Raw genomic sequence first — 18,973 nt, 5'->3', positions numbered from 1 at the left:
ACGTCGTCACCCGCCGCGTGGCCTTGTGCCGCGCGGCGGGTGGGGCGTTGTTTGCCTCGCGGTCCTGCTCGTCTGCCTGATGCTGGCGGGCCTGCCGGCGTCCGCCCACGCGGCGGACGCGCCGACGGCGCTGCCGATCGACGGTCTACGCCTGGACCAGGTGCAACTGCTCGGCTCGCACAACAGCTATCGACCGGTACCGACCGCACAGGTGCGGCGGCGCCTGCAGGTGCACGCCGCCGCCGAATGGCCGGCACTGGCCTATGGCCATCCTTCGCTGCAGGCCCAGCTCGCGCTGGGACTGCGGCAACTCGAACTCGACGTGGCCGCCGATCCGCATGGCGGCCTGTATGCCGCGCCGTATGCGCACGCAGATGCGGCGACCCGCGCGAGCATGCGCGCACCGGGCGCCAAGGTCCTGCACCAGCCGGGCCTGGACTACGCCAGCCATTGCCTGCGCTTCCGCGACTGCCTGGCGATCCTCGCCGCCTGGTCGCGCGCGCACCCGCGGCACACGCCGCTGGTGGTGCTGGTCAATGCGGTGGATTTCGATCCGGTGCCGGGCCTGTGGCCGCACCGTTCCGCTTTCGACGCCAACGACCTGGACGCGCTGGACCGCGACATCGCCGAGGTCGTCGGGCGTGCGCGGTTGATCGTGCCCGACGACGTGCGCGGCGACGCGCCGAGCCTGCGCGACGCGGTGCTGGCGCATGCCTGGCCGCGCGTGGCGCAGGCGCGCGGCCGCATGCTGTTTGTGCTCGATGGCAATCCGCGGCACGAGGCGCTGTACCGACAGGATCATCCATCGCTGCGCGGTCGCATGATGTTCGGCTGGTACGCGCCGGACCAGCCCGAGGCGGCGGTGCTGTCGATCGAGGATCCGCTTGCCGAGGCGCCGCGCGTCCGCGCGCTGGTCGCGCAGGGCTTCGTGGTGCGCACGCGCGCCGACGCTGAAGGCCGCGAGGCACGCGCGCACGATCGGCGCCGCGCGCAGGCGGCGCTGGAGGCCGGCGCGCAGTGGATCAGCACCGATTACTACGCCGGCGCGCCGGATTCGCAGCGGCTGGGCTACTGGCTCGGCATCGCCACCGGCCTGCGCTGCGACCGGGTCACGGCCGCGTGCGGTGCGACCGCACCGTGAGACTTTCCATGTTGGGGACGATGATGAAAACAGGTACGCGCTGGATGTTATGGGTCGTGCTGGTGATGGCGACGTTGGGTGCGCAGGCACGGCCTGCGCCCAAGGCCGCGCCCGCGCTGCAGGTGGAAAAGGTGTGGATGCTGTTCCGTCACGGCGTGCGCGCGCCGCTGCCGGGCGAGGCCGCGGCCGCCGCGCTGGCGCCGCAACCCTGGCCGGTGTGGGACACGCCGCCGAGCCTGCTCACGGCACACGGCCGCACCGCGGTGGAGCGCAGCGGCGACTACACCCGGCAATGGCTGCTGCGCGATGGCGTGCTGCCGGCCAAGGGCTGCCCCGCCGACGGCACGGTCAGTATTTACGCCAACACCGACCAGCGCACCATCGTCAGCGCGCAGCTGCTGGCCGACACCCTGGCGCCCGGCTGCCATCTGCAGGCCGGCCACCAGGCCGAGGGCAGCGACGACCCGCTGTTCCGTCCGGTGGAAGCGGGCGCGGTGGACTTCGATGCCGCCGCCGCGGTGGCCTCGATCCAGCGCCAGACCGGCGGTCCGGGTGCGGTGCTGGCGCCGTATGCGCGCGAACTCCGCGTCATGCAGGAGATCCTCGGCTGCGCGCAGCGCTGCGACTTCGCGCACATGCCCTCGTCGCTGACGCCGGGCGCGAACGGCCGCAGCCTGGCCCTGCACGGGCCGCTGGATCTGACCTCCGGCACGGCCGAGGTGTTCATCCTGCAATACGCCGAGGGCATGCCGCTGGACCAGGTCGGCTGGGGCCGCGCGACCCCGGCGCGCATCGCCGCGGTGTCGCGGCTGCATGCCTTGCTGTTCGAGATCTATGCACGGCCGCAGTACATGGCCGCGCGCGCGGGCGCGCCGCTGGCGCACCGCCTGCTGGACACGCTGGGCGCGGCCGACGCGCCACGGCTGAGCGTGCTGGTCGCCAGCGACACCCACATCGCCGCGCTCAGCGGCCTGCTCGACCTGCACTTCCAGTTGCCCGGTTTTGGTCGCGACGACGCGCCTCCGGGCGGCGCGCTGGTGGTGGAGCAGCTGCGCGGCCCGCACGATGGCCAGCGCTACGTGCGCGTGCGCTACCAGGCGCAGTCGCTGGACCAGCTGCGCACGCTGGCTCCGTTGAGCCTGCGCCATCCGCCGCTGCTGCAGACCCTGCAGATTCCCGGTTGCAGCGACCCGGCGACCGGGCTATGCCCGCTGCCGAAGTTCCAGTCGTTGCTGCAGGCGGCGCTGCAGCGGCGCGGCTGAACCGCTCCCGCCGTGACACTCGCTGCTGCCTGGCGGACCAGGGCGTGTCATCAATCCCCGAGCAATCGCGGCCCTTCGGGTTGGGCCTGGCAGACGCGGCATCCTCGGGAAGGGGTGACACGCTCTAGGGTGAAGCGCATGCCATGCCGCCCGGACGGCCGCCCTTAAGCGCAAACCGACGATGCGGCGGCGCACGTGCCTGCCTGTGAGCGTCAACTGTCATGCAGCCGCGGCAAGCGAAGCCGAACGCCGAGTGACACGCTCCGTCGTCGGGACTGAAGTCCCTCCCACAAGGAGGCCAAGCCCATGCCTGCGGAGCGACTTCCGTTGCGATGCGCGTTCCCACCAAGGCCTGTCGCGGCCGAAGCCGCTCCTGCGCGAACGCGTTCCTGCGGCATGACACGCCCCTGCCTGCATGGCCGTTGCCAGTTCCCGCCACTGGCCAGTTCCCATCCCCCAAACGCAGAACAGGCCGCAGTGCGGCCCGTTCTGCGTCGCAAGCGCGGCAGGCAGGCTTACTTCAGCTTGGCGTCCGCGCGCAGCGCCTCGGCGCGGTCGGTCTTCTCCCACGAGAACGCGGTGGCCTGGTGTTGGGCGCCGGTGCCGTCGGTGTAGGTGAAGGCCTTCGGGGTGCGGCCGAAATGGCCGTACGAAGCGGTCTGCTGGTACATCGGGTGGATCAGGTCGAGCATCTGGATGATGCCGAACGGACGCAGGTCGAAATGCTTGCGGATCAGCTTCTCGATCTTGTCGTCGGCGATCTTGCCGGTGCCGAAGGTGGTGACCGAGATCGAGGTCGGCTCGGCCACGCCGATGGCGTAGGAGACCTGCACTTCGCAGCGGTCGGCCAGGCCGGCGGCGACCACGTTCTTGGCGACGTAGCGCGCGGCGTAGGCGGCCGAACGGTCGACCTTGGACGGGTCCTTGCCGGAGAACGCGCCGCCGCCGTGGCGCGCCCAGCCGCCGTAGGTGTCGACGATGATCTTGCGCCCGGTCAGGCCGCAGTCGCCCACCGGCCCGCCGATCACGAACTTGCCGGTCGGGTTGATGTGGAACTTGGTGCCCTTGTGCAGCCACTTGGCCGGCAGCACCGGCTTGAGGATTTCCTCGCGCACGGCTTCGACCAGGTGCTTCTGCTTGATGTCCGGATCGTGCTGGGTGGACAGCACCACCGCGTCGATCGCGGTCGCCACGCCGTCCTCGTAGCGCAGGGTGACCTGGCTCTTGGCGTCCGGGCGCAGCCACGCCAGCGGCGAGTTCTTCTTCTTGCGCACCTTGGCCTGCTGTTCGACCAGGCGGTGCGACAGGTGGATGGCGGCCGGCATGAAGCTGTCGGTCTCGCGGGTGGCGTAGCCGAACATCAGGCCCTGGTCGCCGGCGCCCTGTTCTTCCGGCTTCTTGCGGTCCACGCCCTGGTTGATGTCCGGCGACTGCTTGCCGATCAGGTTGAGCACGCCGCAGGTCTCGCCGTCGAAGCCGACGTCGGAGCTGTTGTAGCCGATGTCCAGGATCACCTTGCGGGTCAGCGCTTCCAGGTCGATCCAGGCGCTGGTGGTGATCTCGCCGGCGACGATCGCCACACCGGTCTTGACCAGGGTTTCGCAGGCCACGCGCGCGCGCTTGTCCTGGGTCAGGATCGCGTCGAGCACCGCATCGGAGATCTGATCGGCGATCTTGTCCGGGTGGCCTTCGGAGACCGACTCGGAGGTGAAGAGATAGCTGGACATCGCGGCTATATCCTTGTATTCGGATGAAAAGATGGAGGCGCATGATACACGGGCGCCGGGCGACGTGCATGCTGCCCGGGGCGGACGTTGTCCAAGGTTAACCGGTTGCCGCGCCGCGGTGCGCCCGTCACTTTGCCGTAGTCAGATTGCAAGATCGGTGTCGCCGCCGCGGCCGAAGCTGTGCGCAGTCAGCAAGGGGGCTTGCCGTGCTCGCACTCGAACGCCGTCTTCAGGACCGCTACCCGCACTGGTTTGCCGGACGCCGCTCGCGGCTGGTCCGGCCATTGCTGCGCGGCCTGCAGAAATGGTCCGGACTGGACGCGCTGGACGCGTTCCTGGAGGCCAACCGCGACCTGCGCGGGTTCGCCCTGGTCCAGGCCGGACTGGATTTCCTGCAGGCCCGCTACGTGGTCGCGCCGACCGCGGCCGAGTGCATCCCGGCGCGCGGGCGCCTGCTGATCGTCGCCAACCATCCCTCTGGCGCCCTGGACGCGCTGGCGCTGCTGGACTGCGTGGGCCAGGTGCGGCGCGACGTGAAGATCGTCGCCAACGATTTCCTGTGGGCGCTGGAAGGCCTGCGCGAGCTGCTGCTGCCAGTGCGCATCCTCGGCGGCGCGCCGTCGCCGGCCAGCGTGCGGGCGATCGAACAGGCGCTGGCGCAGGAGCAATGCGTGATCGTGTTCCCGGCCGGCGAGGTCTCGCGGCTGGGCTGGGGCGGGGTCGCCGACGGGCGCTGGCGCCGCGGCTTCCTGCGTTTCGCCCTGCGCACCGCCGCGCCGGTGCTGCCGGTGCGCATCCACGCGCGCAACTCGGCGCTGTTCTACGGCGCCTCGGCGCTGTTCAAGCCGGCCGGGACCGCGCTGCTGGCGCGGGAGATGTTCGCCCGCCGCGAGCGCCGCATCGCGCTCAGCCTGGGGCGTGCCCGTGCGCTGTCGCAGGAGCTGCCCGAAGCCGAGCTGATGCGGCGCCTGCGCAGCGAGCTGTATGCGCTCGGCCGCAGCGGCGGGCAGGCCGCGCCGAGCGAAGAGGCGCTGGTCGCCGCCGAGGACCCGGCGCAGCTGGCGGTGGAAGTGGCCGGCCTGCGCAGCCTCGGCCACACCCTGGACGGCAAGCAGATCCGTGTCGGCCGGCTGCGCGCCGGCTCGGCGTTGTTGCGCGAGATCGGGCGCCTGCGCGAACTGACCTTCCGCGCGGTCGGCGAGGGCACCGGCCGCCGGCTGGACCTGGACGACTACGACACCTGGTACGAGCACATCGTGCTGTGGGACGGCGCCGCCACGCGCGTGGTCGGCGCCTACCGGGTCGCCCGCGGCGCGCCGGTGCTGGCCGAGCGCGGCCTGGCCGGCTTCTACACCGCCGAACTGTTCCGCTACGGCGAGGGCATGCTGCCGCGCATCGCCGCGGGCATGGAGCTGGGCCGCAGCTTCGTGGTGCCGGACTACTGGGGCAGCCGCAGCATCGACTACCTGTGGCAGGGTATCGGCGCCTATCTACAAGACCATCCGCAGGTGCGCTACCTGTTCGGCGCGGTGTCGATCAGCGCCGCACTGCCGTATGAAGCGCGCGAGCAGATCGTGGCCTACTACGCGCGCTACTACGGCGACGCCAGCGGCGAAGCCGCCTCGGCGCGGCCGTTTCCGTATCCGGAAGCGCCGCCGGCGTTCGACGCACTGGACGCCGACACCGCCTTCAAGGTGCTCAAGGGCAACCTCGACGCGCTGGGCGCGGCGGTGCCGATGCTCTACAAGCAGTACACCGATCTATGCGAGCCCGGCGGCGCGCGCTTCCTCGCCTTCGGCGTGGACCCCGCGTTCAACGATGCGATCGACGGCCTGATCGAGCTGGACCTGCAGCGCATCCGCAGCAAGAAGCGCGCGCGCTACCTCGAACGTCCCCGCAACGAAGCAGAGGTGGTGGCATGAATCCGGTCAGCAGCCTGTCGCCGCGCCGCGCGGTGTTCGTCTCCGACGTGCACCTGGGCGCACCGCATTGCCATGCGCGCGAATTGGCCGACTTCCTCGGCGGCCTGCGCTGCGAACAGCTGTACCTGGTCGGCGACATCGTCGACTTCTGGTGGATGGCGCAGCGCCGCGCGGTGTGGAGCGCGGCGCACCAGCGCGTGGTCGATGCGCTGCACGCGCTGGCCCGCGGCGGCACCGAACTGATCTACGTGCCCGGCAACCACGACCGGCCGATCCGCCGCTTCTGCGGGCTGGCGTTGCCGGCGATGCAGGTGCGCCGGCGCGCGGTGCACGCCACCGCCGACGGGCGCCGGCTGCTGGTGGTGCACGGCGACGACTACGACAGCGTGACCCAGTTCGGCGGCCTGCAGGAGAAGTTCGGCGACTGGCTGTACTACCGCATCCTCACCGGCAACCAGCTGACCAACCGCGTGCGCCGCCGCCTGGGCATGCGCTATTGGTCGCTGGCCGATTACCTGAAGCGGCAGAGCGGCGCGGCCGAGCGCTACATCGAACGCTTCGTCGCCGCCGGCCTGGACGATGCGCGCCGCCGCGGCCTGGACGGGGTGATCTGCGGCCACGTGCACCGCGCCGGGCTGTTCGAACGCGACGGCCTGGTCTACGCCAACGACGGCGATTGGGTGGAAAGCCTGACTGCGCTCGCCGAGGACGCCGACGGTACGCTACGCCTGCTCTCGCACCGTGGCGAGGTGCTGCGCGAACTGCCGCCGCGCCTGCGGCTGGTGCAGGAGAGCGCCTGGCCGCGGGCAGCCTGAGGCCGGCGATCGCCGGGCGGCGCTGCACGGCCCGGCATGTTGGTGCCGTCGACTGCTGCCGCGCCTGCGCGCGCCGTGCCGTTGTCCCCGCCGCGCTCGGCCCGGCCGCGGCGCCGCCGCACCTGCCCTGGACGGAAGCGTAGAACCCTGCGTGACCGCCATTCCACGATGGCCCGTATGGGGTGTGCATCGCCTCCGCGCGCGCTTGCCCGGCTCGCGTGGCATCGGGTCTACTGCGGTGCGTCGGCGCCGCATGCCCAGGCAGGAACCCACGTTCGCGTCCGGGCGTGGCGCTGATCCATGTCGCTGTGGCGCGCGTGCGCCGCATCCCGATCAGTTCTGGAGTCGTGGAGACCGTGAAACCAGGGAAGGCGTTGTGCGGCCGGTCGCGCAGATCGGTGGGGACGTGGCTCGGCTTGGACGGGTTCGCCGTTTCCGGCGAGCCCGTCCTGGCGCAGGCCACGGCGGCAGGCATGCGATCGCGGGCATGCCTGCGATTGGCCTGCCTGGGTGTCCTGCTCGCCGCGAGCGCGGCCTCGATCGCGCAGAACACGGTCTATGGCTGCGCGGAGCCCGCGGCGCCGCGTCCGCTTCCCGATCCGCTGCTGTGCGTGCAGCAGGCTGGCGTGTCGACGCCGCATGCGGCGGGCGCTGCGCGGGTCGAGGCATTGTTCGCGCGTGCCAAGCAACAGCTCGATGGCGGTCGCCTCGACGCTGCCGAACAGGCGCTGGACTGCGCCGCGTCCAACATCGGCGATGCCGGCGATACCCGCTTGCGCTACGAACTCACCCGCCGCCGCGGCATTCTCGACTTCCGTCGCGAACGCATTCCGCAGGCGCTCGAACGCTTCGAGTGCGCGGTGGCGCTGTCCCGGTCGCGGGGCGATCGCGCAGGCGAGGCGCGCGATCTGAACAATGTCGGCGCGGCGCTGCGCCGTCTCGGCGATTTTCGCGATGCCCTGCGGCACCTGATGCTCAGCCTCGACCTGCAGCGCGCCCGCGGCGCGGTGTCGGCGTCCGTGCTGACCAATATCGCCGACGTGTATCGCGAATTGCGCGAGCCGGCCACGGCGATGCGCTACTACCGCGACGCGCTCGCCGCCAACCGCGCGCAGGGCGACGCCATCGAGGCCGCGCACGTGCAGGAAACCATGGCCGAGCTGGCGCTGGACAGCGGCGACACGCAGCAGGCGCTGGCCTGGTTACGGGAGGCCCTGGCCGTGTACCGCGCGCAGGGACGCCGGGTGTACGAACTGCGGGTGCATGACGGCCTGATCCGCGCGGCCCTGGCACTTGGCGATGTGGCGCAGGCGCAACGCTGGAGCTCCAGTGCGCTGGCCCTGGCCGAGGCATGGGCGCTGCCGTTGCCGTCTGCGCTGCAGTTGCAACTGGCGCGAACCGCCCGGCTCGAAGGCAATGCCGCTGCTGCCGCGGCACGCCTGCGCGCGGCGCTGGCGGCCACCGCTGGCGGCGATCCGGTGCGGGTGCCATTGCTGGAGGAGCTGGCGCGGCTGCAGGAAACCAGTGGCGATACGGTGGCAGCCATCGCCACGCTGCGGCGCGCGAATGCGGAAGCCGCCGCGCTGGTGCGCGCGCAGCACGATCGCCAGCTGGACTGGCTGCGCATCCGCTTCGACACCGCCGAGAAGCAGCGCACCATCGACGCCTTGCAGAGCGAGAACCGTCTGCGCAAGGCGCAGCTGCGTCAACGCACGCTGCTGCTGTGGCTGGCGCTGGTATCCGGCGTCGCCGCCGTGCTCGGCGGCTGGCTGTTGCTGCAGCGTCGCCGGCAGCGCGAACGCGTGCTGCAAGCCGCGCGCCAGGTCCGCCACGAGGAGCAACTCGCGCGCTATCGGCGCGAGGCGGACGCGCTGGCCGAGGATCGCAGCCTGCTGCAGACGCTGCTCGACAGCCGCGAGGATGCGCTGTGCCTGCTCGATGCCGACGGTCAGGTGCTGGCCACCAATCGTGCCGGCCGCCTGCTGCTCGGCGGGGCGGACGCCGCCGACCCGGTGGGGCAGGCGGTGTTCGCCTGCATTGCCGAGAGCGACCGCCCGGCGTTGCAGGCGGCGCTGGAGCGGATGGAGGACAGCACCGCGCAGCGCCTCGAGGTCGTGGCGCGGCACGGCACGCCGCTCGCCGCCACCCTCGCGCCCTGGCGGGGCGGCGATGGCCTGGTCGTCCTCGGCCTGCAGGAACGCGACCGTGACGCGGCGTCGGACACCGCGCAGGCCGAGGACGTGCACGAGGAGGCCGCCGCGCCTGCGTTGCGCGACGCGTTCCGGCGCGCGCTGGTCGACTTGATGCTGGCGGTCATCGACACCTGGGAGCGCGCCACGGCGACCGGCCGGCTGGAACTGGCCGAGCGCAGCCGGATCTGGCGCGTGAACATCGACGACGGCCGCCTGCGCGCGCGGGCGATGGAGCGCTACCTGGCGGTCGCCAAGTTGCCACGCAACCCGCGCTGGCGGGACGTGCTGCGCTCGGCCTATTTCGTGCTCGCGCAGTGCGACGGAATCTCGGCAGAGGCGCGCGCCGCCTTGCAGTCCAGGATCGACACGGTGCTGGCCTACACCCGCCGGGACGCGCTCGGCTGAGCGTGCCCGGCATTCCTGCTGGCGATCGTTGGCCGCATTGAGGAGCGCGCGCGCCTGCACGGTGCGTCAGCGCCCGCGCTTGGCCGGGCAGACCACGCACGCGCCTTTCAAGCCGTGTTCCATGCGATAGCTGCTGTGGTGGTCGCGGGCCAGGAACGTCGTCGGGCCGAGCACGATGGGCTTGGCCGATCGCGACGGCGCCACCACCTCGCAATAGGCGGCGATGGTGTTCAGCGTATTCGTGTAGGGCTCGTGGCTATCGACCACCCCGCACTTGTCCATCGTCTGCCGCAATTGCTCGCCGTCGAAATCGAACTTCACCACGACCTCCGGTTCCTGGTCCTGCTCCAGGCACCAGTCCGGTGGCAAGGTGTCGTGGCCGTGGGCGATCAGGGGAAGGGTCAGCAGCACCGCGACGAGTGTGGTGTGGAAGATGGAGCGGTAGGCAGGCATCGGAATCTCGCAATACGCAGAGAAGGGACCAGCAGCCTACGAGCGGCGCCGCGGCGGATGCCAGCGCATCCACGGGTATAGACCGGGAACAAATCCGCCTAACGCATTGATTTCCAGGATGGTGGCATTCGCGCCACAGGTGCAGCGCGCGCCCGGTGCAGGCCTGCCGCCGCACTCTGCCTCGCCAATCCCGCCCGGTTCGTTCCGCGGGCGGCCCGGCTTCGCCCTCGTGCTGCGCCGACGCCCTGCCTAGCCTGAAATCGCCGGATCGCAGCGTGTGCCGATGCGGCGGTGGCCATCCCCCGGGGCGATCTATGCACCCAGCCATCTCCAATCCCTTCCATATAGCGAGAGAACGCTCATGAAGAAGAAGTTCCTTGTCGCAACCGCCCTGCTGGCGGGCAGTGTCGTTGGCGCCCCTGCGCTGGCGGCTGAGAACCCGATGGATCATGCAGGTATCCAGCACAACATGTACCTGGGCTGCCTGATGGACCTGAATGCACCTGCCAAGGATTCCTTGGTGGTTGTGGTCGAAAAGTGCGGCTACGACCCGGGCATGCCGCTGGAAAGGTTCGTCGCTCTGCATCAGCCCACCATCGATGCGTACGACCCGTCACGGCCGTTGAGCGAAAACCTGGCAGGAATGCGCAAGGTTTTCAGTGCATACGAATTCTCGTTCATTGAACGGATGGACAAGATCGCCGAGAACGCCGAGGACATGGATGTTGCGGCGCGGCAGTTGGAAGCACTGGAGCGGGAAGCCATCGATCGGCTCGATGCCAAGTCGGATAGCGGTGCGTTGATCCTGGGTGGGCTGAGCGTCGCCCGGCATTCCAATCGCTACTGGTCAAAACGCGCGGCCGAAAGCGGTGAGTTCGCTGCCAGCGGCGGCACCACGGCGAAGAGGGGCGGGTTCTGGAAATGGCTGTCTGTTGTCTTTGCCGACGTAGGTGGCTTCGTCGAGTCCTTCGACGTCGGAGAGGCGTCCTCTCAGTCTCAGTCCGTTCATGCCGCTGTATTCAAAGATTAGTGATCCAAGCCAAGCACAGCGGAAGGGAAGGGCATCCCGGCGGGATGCCTTTCTTTACTCCCTGTTCGTGAGCGAGGGTCCCGGTCTGACCGACGTTATCGACACCGCTCCCGCCACGCATGCATCCCCGCATCGCTGCTAGCATCGGCCGATGGATTCCCTTACCCAGATCGTGCTCGGCGGCGCCATTGCTGCGGCCATCGCGCCGGCCGCGCATCGGCGTGCGGCACTGCTCGCCGGTGCCGCACTCGGCACCGTGCCCGACCTCGATTCGCTGATCCTGCTGCCGCTGACCCGCGATCCGGTCACGCTGATGACAGTGCATCGCAGTTTCAGCCATTCGTTGTTCGTGCTGCCGCTGCTCGGCTGGCTGGTCTGGTGGCTGTTCCGCCGCTTCGGCCACGGGCGGGTCGCCGAGGCGCCGCGGCGCTGGTTCTGGGCGATCCAACTGGCGCTGATCACCCATCCGTTGCTGGATGCGTTCACTGTCTACGGCACGCAGCTGTGGTGGCCGCTGCGGCCGCCGCCGACGATGTGGTCGAGCGTGTTCATCATCGATCCCGTCTACACGCTGTGGCTGCTGCTGGCCTGCGCCATCGCCTGGTTCGCCCGCGCGCGCCGCGTGGCGCAGCAGGCCTTGCTGGTCGGGCTGCTGCTGAGCAGCACCTACCTGGGCTGGTCGCTGCTGGCCAAGCATCTGGTCGACCGCGAGGCCGACCGTGCGCTGGCGGCGATGGGCCTGGCGCAGGCGCCGCGCTTCTCGGTGCCGATGCCGTTCAACACGCTGCTGTGGCGGGTGGTGGCGATGACCCCGAGCGGCTACGTGATCGGCGAGCGCTCGTTGGTCGCCGACCACGGGCCGATGCGCTTCCAGGGCTGTCCCTCCAACACCCAGGCGCTGGCGCAGGTGCGCGACCTGCCCGCGGTGCAGCGCCTGACGTGGTTCAACCGCGGCTTCATGCGCGCGCAGGTCAAGGATGGCGAACTGGTGCTCAGCGACCTGCGCATGGGCCTGGAACCGGACTACAACTTCAACTTCGCCGTGGCGCGACAGCAGGGCGACGGCTGGGCGGCGATGCCGCCGCGGCAGATGCAGGCGGCGTACCGGGCGCCGGTGGCACGTGGGCAGATTGGTGCGGCGCTGGCGCGGATGTGGCAACGGATCTGGACCGAACCGGCATCGCACGCGCCGGTGAGCGCGCAGGTACCTGCCGCGATGCGTTGAGCGCGGCGCAATGGAGCGTGGCGCTGCCGAAGCCAAGTCGCAACAAGCGGCAATGGTTGCCAGGGCATTCGAGTTAGGCGTCTCGTGGTCGGCTGCCCCGCACGTGGCCGTCAGCTGCCGCGGTGATTCCCGGTTGAAATCAAACTTCGTCACCACCTCCGGCCTGTGATCCCGCTCCAGGCAGCAGTCCGGCGGCAGGGTGGGGTGTCTCGGCTGTAGACGGCTAACGGCAAGCTCGAAGGGCCGCGGCGATGGAATGCGCGCCGGCGGCCGCGGTGCGGCCAGCACGGCATGGGCGGCGAGACGCTGGTGGGTAGGTGAGCTTCCTAACCACAAGGCCCGCAACAGCCGCGTAGCAGCGACGCCGCGATTCCAGCGCATCCGCGGCGATGGATCGGGAACGAATCGGCGCAAGGCATTGATTCCTCAATAATGGAGTGTCCGCCGGAAGCCAGGGGCCGCGTTTGCGCGATGTGGTGACGGTGCCATCGATTCGCCAATTCGACCCGGTTCGTTCCCGTCTCGACCCGGTTTCGTCCTCGTGCGTCGCCGCAGATCTGCCTAGCCTGAAACCGTCGCATCGCGCCGTGTGCCGATGCGCTGTGGTCGCCTCGCCTGGGTCCTCCGCGGGAACGTCGGAAGATCTGGGCCACCCTCCATCCATTACATGAGAACGTTGATGAACAAAAAGCTCTTTGCCGCGACCGCCACCCTCCTGGTCGGTAGTGCCTTCGGTACCGCGCCCGTGCTGGCGGCCGAGAATCCGCTCGATCAGGTAGGCATCCAGCACAACATGTACCTGGGCTGCCTGATGGACACCAACGCCTCGCCCGACGAGGCCCTGGCCGTGCTGGTCGAGAAGTGCGGCTACAACCCCGGCATGCCGCTGGAGCGCTTTATCGCCACGCAGCAGCCCATGATCGATGCCATCGATCCGCTCCGCCCGATGACCGAAAACCTGGCCGAACTGCGTCAGCAGCTCAGTGCCTACGAGTTCTCGTTCATCGTGCGAGTGGACCAGATTGTGCAGAACGCCGAGGGCCTGGACGCGGCGGCGGTGCAATTCGAGGAATTGGAACAGGAAGGCATCGCGCGGCTCGATGCCAGGTCGAAGAATGGCGCGCTGGTTCTGGGTGCGTTGAGCGTGGTGAGACACTCCGCGCGCTATTGGTCCAAATTTGCGGTAAGCACCACATCGAAACCGGACCCGAAAAAGGGCTGGTTGATTGTCTCAGCGTCCGATTCGATCGGTTCCTTTTTCTCTGGCAGCGGTGGAATTGGGGCTGCCGTATCATATGCAGTCTATCAAGAGCTCGCTTCGGAAGGATATTTCCCACTCTACGCAAAATAAAAATCTTCCCCGTGCTCTTGCTTCGGGCAGTGCAGATGAAGTAAACAAAGGCGTTCCCGCTGGGGGACGCCTTTGTTTATCAGACACACCGAGAATGCGGACATGTCGCCGCTATCTGGTGTGCAGGCGCAGCGCCGATCCGGGCTTCTGGAGGCGCCTGAGTCAAGCCTTCTCCGCATCGCCAGCAAAGTAGTTGCGTGCGACAACTTCAACGTCGCGGTGGCGCGGAAGCAGGGCAACGGCTGGCAAGCAATCGCCCTGGGGTAGCTGCAGGCAGCGTATCGGGCGCTGGTAGCACGCGGGCACGTCCGCGCAGCACTGGCGCGGATGTGGCGGCGGATCTGTGGACAGAGCCGGCATCGCCCGCGCCGGTGAGCGCGCAAGCGCCAGCGACGCGGTGAGCGCCATGAAAGCGACTCAATACACCGTCGCGTGCGCCTGCACGAACGAATAGAAGAACACCGCGTCCGGGTCGCTCTGCACCTGGGCCATTTCCCGGCGCATGCCGGCCACGGTCTCCGCGTCCACCGCGCCGGCCTGCAGCAGCCGTTCGGCCGCCGACAGCAGCAACTCTTCCCAGAACCCGATCATGGTCTTGCGCCGTGCCGGTTCGCGGTTGTCCAGGTGCAGGGTCTTGATCTCGGTGCTGACGTCGCGATAGCCGCCGGCCAGCAGCAGGTTGCCGAGCTTGGCACCGACGAAGGGATCGCCGCCGTGGTCATACTGGAAGTCGTTGAACGCCATCCAGTAGCGCCACACGTTCGGCGAGTACGGGTGCAGCAGGAACGAGGCGTTCATCACCTCGGTCACGTACACCGGCGATCCCGGCGCCAGCACCCGTCGCACTTCGCTGAGCACGCGCGCCGGCGACGGCACGTGCTCCAGCACCCAGCACAGGAACGCGGCATCGAAGCTGCGCGGCTGGAACGGCAGGTCGCCGGCGTCGGCCTGCTGCAGGGTGTAGCGGTCCTGGCACCAGGGCATGCGCTGCAGGTTGTCGCGCGCGGCCTGCAGCTGCGCCTCGCTCAGGTCGATGCCGGTGACATGCAGCTCCGGGAAGCGCCGCAGCAGCACTTCGGTCTGCGCACCGACGCCGCTGCCCACTTCCAGCAGGCGCCGCGCGCCGGTGTAGTCGATCTGGTTGAACAGGGTGGCTTCCAGCAAGCGCGCCTGTTTCAGCAGGCGTGCCTGTTCGGTTTCGGAATAGCCGTGCAGATAGGTCGGGGTGTCGGCAGACGAACCCATGGCGGTGCTCCGGGGAGAATGACGTCAGGCGGCGGCGGACAGGGCCGGCGGCACGCCGGCGATCAGCGCGTCGAAGTACTCGGCGGTCAGCGCCAGTTGCGCCTGCGCGCTCTCGGCGCGGTTGACCACGGCGCGGAACGCGGCGTTCTCGGGCCGGTCCTTGGCGTACCAGCCCAGGTGCTTGCGGGCGATGCGCACGCCCTGCGCCTCGCCGTAGAAATCGTGCAGCGCCTGCAGGTGGCCGAGCAGGGTGTCGCGCACGCACGCCAGCGACGGCGCCGGACGTAGCTCGCCGGTGGCCAGGTAGTGCGCGATCTCGCCGAAGATCCACGGCCGGCCCTGCGCCGCGCGCCCGACCATCACCGCGTCGGCGCCGGTCGCGGCCAGCACCTGCGCCGCCTTCTGCGGCGAGTCGATGTCGCCATTGGCGATTACCGGGATGCGCAGCATCGCCTTGATCTGGGCGATGGTGGCGTACTCGGCCTGGCCGCTGTAGTGCTGGTCGCGGGTGCGCCCGTGCACCGCCAGCGCGGCGATGCCGCAGTCCTCGGCGATGCGCGCGATGACCGGGCCATTGCGGTGGTCGCAGTCCCAGCCGGTGCGGATCTTCAGCGTCACCGGGACCGGCGAGGCCTTCACCACCGCAGTGAGGATGCGCGCCACCAGCGCCTCGTCGCGCATCAGCGCCGAACCGGCCCAGGCGTTGCACACCTTCTTCGCCGGGCAGCCCATGTTGATGTCGATCAGTTGCGCGCCGTGGTCGGCGTTGTAGCGCGCGGCCTCGGCCAGTTGCTGCGGTTCGGTGCCGGCGATCTGCACGCTGACCGGGTCCGGCTCGCCGGCATGGTCCATGCGCTGCAGCGACTTGCGGGTCTGCCAGAAGCGCGGGTCGGAGATGGTCATCTCCGACACCGCCAGGCCGGCGCCCAGGCGCTTGCACAGCAGCCGGAACGGCTTGTCGGTGACCCCGGCCATGGGCGCCAGGATCACCTTCGGTTCGATCGTGTAGGGGCCGATGCGCATGCCGCTAGTGTAGCGGGGCGGCTTGTGCGACGCCTCCCGAGCGCTCCCGGGAGGCGTCTGGCGGCTGGCGGCTGGCGGGACATCGTCCGCCGGGGGGCGCCCCGCGGGAGGCCGTCCGCGGCGCGGCCGCTGCGGCGGCTGCCTGCCGCCGCGAACGCGGTCCCCACGGTCGGCGTCATCGGCCGGCCGCTGCGCGTGCCGCTGTCGCGCGACAGCGGCACGTCGGGCTCATTGCGAGATGCGGATGTTGTCCAGGTACAGCGATGCCGGCCGTGTCGCGCTGGCACGGAACTCGATGCGGTTGCTGCCGGCATTGAGCGTGACCGGCTGCTGCAGCGTCGCCCAGTCGCTGGCCGAGGCGGTCTGCGCGAACAGCGGCGTACCGACCTTGACTCCGTTGACGTAGAGATCGACGTTGCCCACGCTCGCGCCGGCGGTCGAGTAGCGGGTCTGCACCTGATAGGTGCCGGCGCTGGCGACGCGGACGTCGGTGCGGATGCTGGCGGCAGCGCCGGTGCCGAAATCCACGTAGCCCAGGCCCTGGTAGTTGCGTATCGGGCCGGAGACGCCGTTCTCGACCTGGCTGCGGATGTTGCGGAAATCGAAGTTCTCCGCCTCGTACTGCTGCACGCCGGTATATGCGGGCGGTGCCGACGGCGCCTGCACGGTCGCCTCGGGCGCCCCGCTCAGGCGTCCCCCGCTGGCGTTGCCGGTGCAGTGCACGGTGATGTCCAGCGGCCCGTTGTGGGCCACGCGCAGGGTCAGTCCGTCGGCGGTCGCGGTGCTGGTCACCGTACTGGGTTGGTGGTCGCCGCGATCGACGAAGCTGAAGGTCGGCGTGGTGCTGGCGCCGTCGATGTCGATCGTGTCGGTCTTCAGCGCCCCGTCCGGGGAGTCGAAGTTGGTCAGGTAGATCGACAGCGTGTCCGCGAACTCCTTGATCACCCCGCTGGTGTAGGGCGCGTAGTTCACGCTGACCGCGGCGCAACTGTTGTACTTGAGCGGAATGGTGCCGCTCGCGTTCTGGTTGGCCTTGGAGGGGTTGTAGGTCACCCAGGTGTTGTCCTGGCGCCCGGCATAGATGTCGCCGCTGTACTCCTGCGGGAACAGCGCATTGAGTTCGGCGAGCTTGGCGTCCAGGGTCGGCCAGCGCGCCGCGTAGCCGGTCTTGGCGATCTGCACCTTGAACGAGCGCGCGGTCGCGTCGGTCAGCTGCCACACGGTCGGAATGGCCGGGTAGCGCCCGGTCTTCTTGTACCAGCTGTGCTGGTTGAGGTAGGTGCCATCGCCGTCGAGCAGGTACAACCCGGAGAACAGGCTTTCCGGCGAGGAGTACAGGTTCCTGTCGTCGCCGGTGGTGGTGTCGTTGACGATCACGACCTTGGAGCGGTCGATCACCTCCTGGCGGTTGAGGATGCGCAGCGTGCCGTCCAGGATCTTGCGGTAGATGTCCAGCTGGATGTTGCGGAAATGCGGGTAGAACTCCCAGCGCCGGCTGCTGTAGCCGTCGGCGGTGGTCGCGTTCGGCAGGGTGTGCACCGCGTCCAGCCGGATCTGTTCCGGGCCGTCGAACACGGTCTCGCCGGTGAAGGCCAGATGTTCGATCAGGTGCGGCGAGCCGGCCTGGACCGGATAGTCGCTGTTGTCGCTGCTATACCAGCCGGTGCGGTCGGGGCGGATGCCGTAGTGGCCGGCGAAGCCGGACAGGTACATGCCCAGGCTCACGCTCTCGATGTCGTGGAAGCCGTAGTTGCTGGTGAACTTCTCTTCGATGATGAAGTTCTTGGCATAGGCGCCGAACGCGGTGCGCAGGCGTTCGTTGCGCTTGACCATCGCCAGCGGGTTGATGTTCGCCCCCCAGAAGCCGCCGGTGAAGCTGACCGTCAGATAGCCGCCATACTTGTTGGTGAGTTTGAGCAGGTTGGACCAGTGCTCCCAGCGCTGCGCTGCCGAACCCGAGCAGGGTTGGTCGAAGCCCCAGAACTGCTCGGCGTAGTTGAAGCCGATGAAGTTGGGATAGTCGCGGAAGAACTCGCCGTAGACGGTCGATTCCAGATCCGCATCCGGCGCGTAGTCCGGAAAGTGGCTGAAGCCGCCGCTGGATGGCTGGATCATCGCCCAGATGCCGTTGGCGGCCGCGGTCTTCATCCACGACCGCGCGGTTTCCACGCCGTTCTCGACCTGCAGCCAGTTGCACTGGTTGCCGGTGGCGCCCTGATGGTTGATCGACAGGGAAATCAGCAACACCGCGTACGGGCGCAGGTCCGCCGGGATCAGGTCGATGATCTTCTGCGGATCGGCCGAATTCCAGGTGTCCGCATGGATCAGGAACATCGGCTGGCTCGGCGACAGCGGACGGCGCAAGGCGACGCTGTCGTTGTCGCCGCCGTCGCCCGCGTCGGCGGTGGTGGCGTCGGTCTGCGGTGCAGTGGCCGGTGACTGCGCGCGCGACGTCGCCGACCACGCCGTGGGAATGGGGGCGGCTGCGCCCTGCTGCGCGGTCGAGGCGCTGCGGTCGTCGTTGTCACCGCCGCATGCGCTCAACAGCAGGCTCAAGCATATGCCCAGCACGGCGCATTTGTTCCATTCTCGCTGCGTCTTCATCGGGGGAATCCATCTCTTGGGGGGAGGGATGCATGGCCGCGCACGCGCACGCGGTCGCGCGATGCGACCAGGCGAACCGGCGTTGCCGAAGCGGCGGCGAATCTAGCAAGCGTGCGCGGACCACGAATGCGAACGGCCGCACGTTGCGCGTCGGTGTTTACGGAAATCGACGGCGCTGCGCTGCGTAACGGCCGGCGCACGCGTCATGCCCTGCGCGAGCGAGGCCGGCGCCTCGCTGCGGAGGTGTGGAGGGACACGGCGCGTGCGTGATGCAGGCCGCAGCGCGTGTTGGCGATGCGTGCCTGTGCGTCCCGCCGGTGCGCGAGACGCGACAAGGGCCACGTGACGACAGCGCGGCGCGGCGCGGTCGGCAGGCCGGCGCGGCGGCGCGCGGGCGAGGACATCGCCCGCGCCGCGGGCGCGGGGGCATGTGCGGTTCAGCGGATCCGTTTGTATCGCGCGGAACCTGTGCCGCTGCCGTCGCGGATCGGTGGCGGTGCGTGCGCCCTCAGCGTGACCAGGCGGCCGGCGGGGTTGCCTCGGGCCGCCAGAGACATGGCCGGGTGCTTCCGATGCGG

General features: G+C 69.3%; 13 protein-coding genes. 8 read left to right on the top strand and 5 right to left on the bottom strand.

Going from position 1 to position 18,973, the window contains the following annotated elements; genetic code table 11:
* Nucleotides 1–79: 79 nt before the first annotated feature.
* Both NKJ47_RS17770 and NKJ47_RS17765 read left to right on the top strand, forming a co-directional pair.
* Nucleotides 80–1,141, top strand: coding sequence for a Ca2+-dependent phosphoinositide-specific phospholipase C (locus tag NKJ47_RS17770; protein ID WP_254459078.1), 1,062 nt, complete (start codon nucleotides 80–82; stop codon nucleotides 1,139–1,141).
* Nucleotides 1,142–1,185: 44 nt separating this feature from the next.
* The gene (locus NKJ47_RS17765; protein ID WP_254459077.1) at nucleotides 1,186–2,403 is read left to right on the top strand and encodes a histidine-type phosphatase; all 1,218 of its coding nucleotides are present in this window, start codon (nucleotides 1,186–1,188) and stop codon (nucleotides 2,401–2,403) included.
* Between the two features lie 515 nt (nucleotides 2,404–2,918).
* Here NKJ47_RS17765 and metK read toward each other — a convergent pair.
* On the bottom strand, nucleotides 2,919–4,130 hold the full coding sequence (gene metK, locus NKJ47_RS17760) for a methionine adenosyltransferase (protein ID WP_010342184.1): 1,212 nt from the start codon (nucleotides 4,128–4,130) through the stop codon (nucleotides 2,919–2,921).
* 206 nt (nucleotides 4,131–4,336) lie between these two features.
* Here metK and NKJ47_RS17755 point away from each other — a divergent pair, with 206 nt between their 5' ends.
* The 3 genes from NKJ47_RS17755 (at nucleotide 4,337) to NKJ47_RS17745 (ending at nucleotide 9,464) form a co-directional block, all read left to right on the top strand.
* Nucleotides 4,337–6,052 carry a lysophospholipid acyltransferase family protein gene (locus NKJ47_RS17755; RefSeq protein ID WP_254459076.1) on the top strand — a complete coding sequence of 572 codons (1,716 nt, stop codon included), beginning with the start codon at nucleotides 4,337–4,339 and terminating at the stop codon, nucleotides 6,050–6,052.
* Complete coding sequence (locus tag NKJ47_RS17750; protein ID WP_254459075.1) at nucleotides 6,049–6,867, top strand: UDP-2,3-diacylglucosamine diphosphatase; 819 nt, start codon at nucleotides 6,049–6,051, stop codon at nucleotides 6,865–6,867. The genes NKJ47_RS17755 and NKJ47_RS17750 overlap by 4 nt, the downstream gene beginning before the upstream one ends.
* A gap of 473 nt (nucleotides 6,868–7,340) precedes the next feature.
* Nucleotides 7,341–9,464, top strand: a complete 2,124-nt coding sequence (locus NKJ47_RS17745; RefSeq protein WP_254459074.1) for a tetratricopeptide repeat protein — start codon at nucleotides 7,341–7,343, stop codon at nucleotides 9,462–9,464.
* Between the two features lie 66 nt (nucleotides 9,465–9,530).
* On the opposite strand, the gene NKJ47_RS17740 is transcribed toward NKJ47_RS17745, so the two are convergent.
* The gene (locus NKJ47_RS17740; RefSeq protein ID WP_254459073.1) at nucleotides 9,531–9,917 is read right to left on the bottom strand and encodes a hypothetical protein; all 387 of its coding nucleotides are present in this window, start codon (nucleotides 9,915–9,917) and stop codon (nucleotides 9,531–9,533) included.
* Between the two features lie 361 nt (nucleotides 9,918–10,278).
* On the opposite strand from NKJ47_RS17740, the gene NKJ47_RS17735 reads away from it, so the two are divergent.
* The 3 genes from NKJ47_RS17735 (at nucleotide 10,279) to NKJ47_RS17725 (ending at nucleotide 13,523) form a co-directional block, all read left to right on the top strand.
* Nucleotides 10,279–10,947, top strand: coding sequence for a hypothetical protein (locus NKJ47_RS17735; RefSeq protein WP_254459072.1), 669 nt, complete (start codon nucleotides 10,279–10,281; stop codon nucleotides 10,945–10,947).
* Nucleotides 10,948–11,098: 151 nt separating this feature from the next.
* Nucleotides 11,099–12,172, top strand: a complete 1,074-nt coding sequence (locus NKJ47_RS17730) for a metal-dependent hydrolase (RefSeq protein ID WP_254459071.1) — start codon at nucleotides 11,099–11,101, stop codon at nucleotides 12,170–12,172.
* A gap of 679 nt (nucleotides 12,173–12,851) precedes the next feature.
* Nucleotides 12,852–13,523 carry a hypothetical protein gene (locus NKJ47_RS17725; RefSeq protein WP_254459070.1) on the top strand — a complete coding sequence of 224 codons (672 nt, stop codon included), beginning with the start codon at nucleotides 12,852–12,854 and terminating at the stop codon, nucleotides 13,521–13,523.
* 417 nt (nucleotides 13,524–13,940) lie between these two features.
* On the opposite strand, the gene NKJ47_RS17720 is transcribed toward NKJ47_RS17725, so the two are convergent.
* From NKJ47_RS17720 to NKJ47_RS17710, 3 genes are all read right to left on the bottom strand, one after another.
* Nucleotides 13,941–14,768 (bottom strand): class I SAM-dependent methyltransferase, encoded by an 828-nt coding sequence (locus NKJ47_RS17720; protein WP_254459069.1) that lies wholly within the window; start codon nucleotides 14,766–14,768, stop codon nucleotides 13,941–13,943.
* A gap of 24 nt (nucleotides 14,769–14,792) precedes the next feature.
* The gene (dusB, locus tag NKJ47_RS17715; RefSeq protein ID WP_254459068.1) at nucleotides 14,793–15,791 is read right to left on the bottom strand and encodes a tRNA dihydrouridine synthase DusB; all 999 of its coding nucleotides are present in this window, start codon (nucleotides 15,789–15,791) and stop codon (nucleotides 14,793–14,795) included.
* Nucleotides 15,792–16,019: 228 nt separating this feature from the next.
* Nucleotides 16,020–18,395 carry a glycoside hydrolase family 98 domain-containing protein gene (locus NKJ47_RS17710; RefSeq protein WP_429002451.1) on the bottom strand — a complete coding sequence of 792 codons (2,376 nt, stop codon included), beginning with the start codon at nucleotides 18,393–18,395 and terminating at the stop codon, nucleotides 16,020–16,022.
* Nucleotides 18,396–18,973: the final 578 nt, after the last annotated feature.

Origin of the sequence: Xanthomonas sacchari (assembly GCF_024266585.1) — a bacterium.
Lineage (GTDB): Bacteria > Pseudomonadota > Gammaproteobacteria > Xanthomonadales > Xanthomonadaceae > Xanthomonas_A > Xanthomonas_A sacchari_C.
Note: the sequence above shows the minus strand (reverse complement) of the source record. Positions and strands in the feature narration are given on the sequence as shown.

Excerpts from the sequence above, each read along its gene's own strand:
- NKJ47_RS17770 (WP_254459078.1), top strand. The coding sequence starts at position 80 with ATGCTGGCGGGCCTGCCGGCGTCCGCCCACGCGGCGGACGCGCCGACG.
- NKJ47_RS17765 (WP_254459077.1), top strand. The coding sequence starts at position 1,186 with ATGTTATGGGTCGTGCTGGTGATGGCGACGTTGGGTGCGCAGGCACGG.
- metK (WP_010342184.1), bottom strand. The coding sequence starts at position 4,130 with ATGTCCAGCTATCTCTTCACCTCCGAGTCGGTCTCCGAAGGCCACCCG.
- NKJ47_RS17750 (WP_254459075.1), top strand. The coding sequence starts at position 6,049 with ATGAATCCGGTCAGCAGCCTGTCGCCGCGCCGCGCGGTGTTCGTCTCC.
- NKJ47_RS17745 (WP_254459074.1), top strand. The coding sequence starts at position 7,341 with ATGCGATCGCGGGCATGCCTGCGATTGGCCTGCCTGGGTGTCCTGCTC.
- NKJ47_RS17740 (WP_254459073.1), bottom strand. The coding sequence starts at position 9,917 with ATGCCTGCCTACCGCTCCATCTTCCACACCACACTCGTCGCGGTGCTG.
- NKJ47_RS17735 (WP_254459072.1), top strand. The coding sequence starts at position 10,279 with ATGAAGAAGAAGTTCCTTGTCGCAACCGCCCTGCTGGCGGGCAGTGTC.
- NKJ47_RS17730 (WP_254459071.1), top strand. The coding sequence starts at position 11,099 with ATGGATTCCCTTACCCAGATCGTGCTCGGCGGCGCCATTGCTGCGGCC.
- NKJ47_RS17725 (WP_254459070.1), top strand. The coding sequence starts at position 12,852 with ATGAACAAAAAGCTCTTTGCCGCGACCGCCACCCTCCTGGTCGGTAGT.
- NKJ47_RS17720 (WP_254459069.1), bottom strand. The coding sequence starts at position 14,768 with ATGGGTTCGTCTGCCGACACCCCGACCTATCTGCACGGCTATTCCGAA.
- dusB (WP_254459068.1), bottom strand. The coding sequence starts at position 15,791 with ATGCGCATCGGCCCCTACACGATCGAACCGAAGGTGATCCTGGCGCCC.
- NKJ47_RS17710 (WP_429002451.1), bottom strand. The coding sequence starts at position 18,395 with ATGAAGACGCAGCGAGAATGGAACAAATGCGCCGTGCTGGGCATATGC.